This is a genomic window from Autumnicola edwardsiae, assembly GCF_031846505.1.
Classification (GTDB): domain Bacteria; phylum Bacteroidota; class Bacteroidia; order Flavobacteriales; family Flavobacteriaceae; genus Autumnicola; species Autumnicola edwardsiae.
The window spans coordinates 1-2,098 of the sequence record NZ_JAVRHP010000208.1 but is presented as its reverse complement, the minus strand read 5'-3'; the positions used below and the strand labels follow the sequence as shown (position 1 = coordinate 2,098).

Here is a 2,098-nt window from a genome sequence, read left to right as displayed (position 1 = left end):
CTCGCTGGGCAAGTTTGACGGTAAATGTGTACTTTACGATTTCCCGAAAATCCTGATTTACCTGAATGCCAAGGGCAAGCTCCTCTTTGGAAAGAAATTTAAAATCTATGAAGAGGATAAGGATATTTTACTAAAACTTTGCTCCTACTTCATCAAAGACAAGGAAAACTGCCAAAAATTTGAAATCGATGTTGACAAAGGCATTTTACTCTCTGGGCCCGTGGGATGCGGTAAAACCAGCCTGATGAAACTTTTACGGCATTTAGTGCCGTTGCAACGTCCTTACGAAATGATACCTTGCCGAAATGTTGCTTTCAGCTTTAACCATCTTGGTTTTAAAACTATCGAGGATTATGGAAATACGAAATTTTTCTGTTTTGACGACTTGGGCGTAGAACCTGCTGGAAGGTTTTACGGCAAAGATCTGAACGTGATGGGAGAAGTCTTTTTGTCACGGTATGAATTATACCTCCAGACGAAACGGAAGATCAAAACCCACGCAACAACCAACCTCAATGCAGAGGAATTAGAAGAACGCTATGGAAATCGCGTTCGTAGCCGGATGCGGGAACTGTTTAATTTGATTGCTTTTGATAAGAATACAGGGGATAAACGAAAATAGATTAAGCTCGCCAAGACTTAAATAATAACAAAAACTCAATTAAAAATTGCTTGCCCAGTTCCCGAATACTTTTTATCACTTCTAAAAATGCTTCTTTCATAATTTGTTTTTTAAATGGTTATTTATTCCCAACAAAATAGCCAAAGCAATTGCCTTGACATTTGATCCTTCTGAAAAATATGTGCTTTCATCGCTATTAGTAACAAATCCTATTTCAATCAATATGGCTGGGCAATACCCAATCGTTTCCCTCAGAACTTGAAAGTTGGCAAATTTCATCCCTCTACCTTCAATTTTTAAATTAATGTTGCCTTCGCCTAAAACTTCCATTCCCAAGGAAATCGCTTTTTTAATGTTCGGCTCTGAATCTTCAGAAAAAGAATTGAAGGTGTAAACTTCGATCCCTTTGGAATTGTTTGTAGAAGCATTGCAATGTATTGAAACAACTAAATCGGCCTTCAAGGATTTTGCCAATCGGCTCCTGTCTGAAAGCGATATAAATCTGTCATCGTATCGCGTTAGATATATCGTACCTGCCTTTGAAAATCATTTTATTGAGTGCGCATATTTCTTTTGAGATGGCAAACACCACATCTTTTTCCTTAATCCCATTTATCCTAATCGCACCAGAATCTTTTCCGCCGTGTCCAACATCAATAACAATTCGTTTTTGGGTTGCCGGTTCTTGTCCAAAAACGATACACATTTTCAGGAGCAAAAAGACAAAACTGACGTTTTTGAGCACTTTTTTCATTTTCATTTTTCGCGTTATTAACATCTTACCTTCCAAAATCCATAGCATTTGATATCAAATAACACCATCCAAATTCAATTGAATTCAAATAATATTTTATTCACAAATATTTGATTTTCAAGTATTTGAATACAAATATATGTACTTTTCCCTTAACGAAAACGAATCAAAAATTTAAACTGTTCCGTTATGAAAAAATCAATCTACTTAGCAACTTTTCTTTCGTTGCTCTCAACATCACTTTTCGCACAAATCGGCGGAATCGAAGATTCAGTTGACGATGTTTCAAACACCATCAGAACCATTTTTCCGATAATCCTCGGGGTGATTTTCCTTATCGGTTTCCTGTTCAACGCAGGACATTTCTTTGGGGAAAATGCAGACCTTAAAAAAGGAATTACCCGTGTACTCGTATTTGTGCTAATAGCGGGAGCTGTGGTTGGAATCTTCACCTACCTAATCGGAATCGTGGTCTAAACCCTTAAGAGTGATTTTAAATCAACTGTACCTATGAAAAAGTTCGAGGTCTATAAAAACATCAGGAAACGGGCAGTCATTTTTGGGTTGCCTATTTCCCTGTTTGCCATAATGATGGTTTCTATTCTCGCTTCGCTATTGGTCATCATCTTTTCTTTCAGTTTCGGGATTATCATCGGCGTATTGGTTCTTAATTCAGCCTTGTATATCGCTCTGACCCGGATAACCGGCAATCCACAGCTTTT

Annotated in this window: 5 protein-coding genes; 3 read left to right on the top strand and 2 right to left on the bottom strand. The window is 37.5% G+C overall.

The annotated features are described in order from the left end of the window. On the top strand, positions 1–622 hold a 622-nt coding region (locus tag RM529_RS17025), incomplete at its 5' end, for a P-loop NTPase family protein (RefSeq protein WP_311485946.1). 96 nt (positions 623–718) lie between these two features. Here RM529_RS17025 and RM529_RS17020 read toward each other — a convergent pair. Further along, entirely contained in the window at positions 719–1,096 is a 378-nt protein-coding gene (locus RM529_RS17020; RefSeq protein ID WP_311485945.1) for an N-acetylmuramoyl-L-alanine amidase family protein, read from the bottom strand. A gap of 31 nt (positions 1,097–1,127) precedes the next feature. Beyond that, positions 1,128–1,376 (bottom strand): N-acetylmuramoyl-L-alanine amidase family protein, encoded by a 249-nt coding sequence (locus RM529_RS17015; RefSeq protein WP_311485944.1) that lies wholly within the window; start codon positions 1,374–1,376, stop codon positions 1,128–1,130. Between the two features lie 189 nt (positions 1,377–1,565). Between RM529_RS17015 and RM529_RS17010 the strand changes: the two genes are divergently transcribed. Beyond that, the gene (locus tag RM529_RS17010) at positions 1,566–1,853 is read left to right on the top strand and encodes a hypothetical protein (protein ID WP_031428457.1); all 288 of its coding nucleotides are present in this window, start codon (positions 1,566–1,568) and stop codon (positions 1,851–1,853) included. A gap of 33 nt (positions 1,854–1,886) precedes the next feature. Continuing rightward, the coding region (locus RM529_RS17005; protein ID WP_311485943.1) for a hypothetical protein at positions 1,887–2,098 on the top strand (212 nt) is incomplete at its 3' end.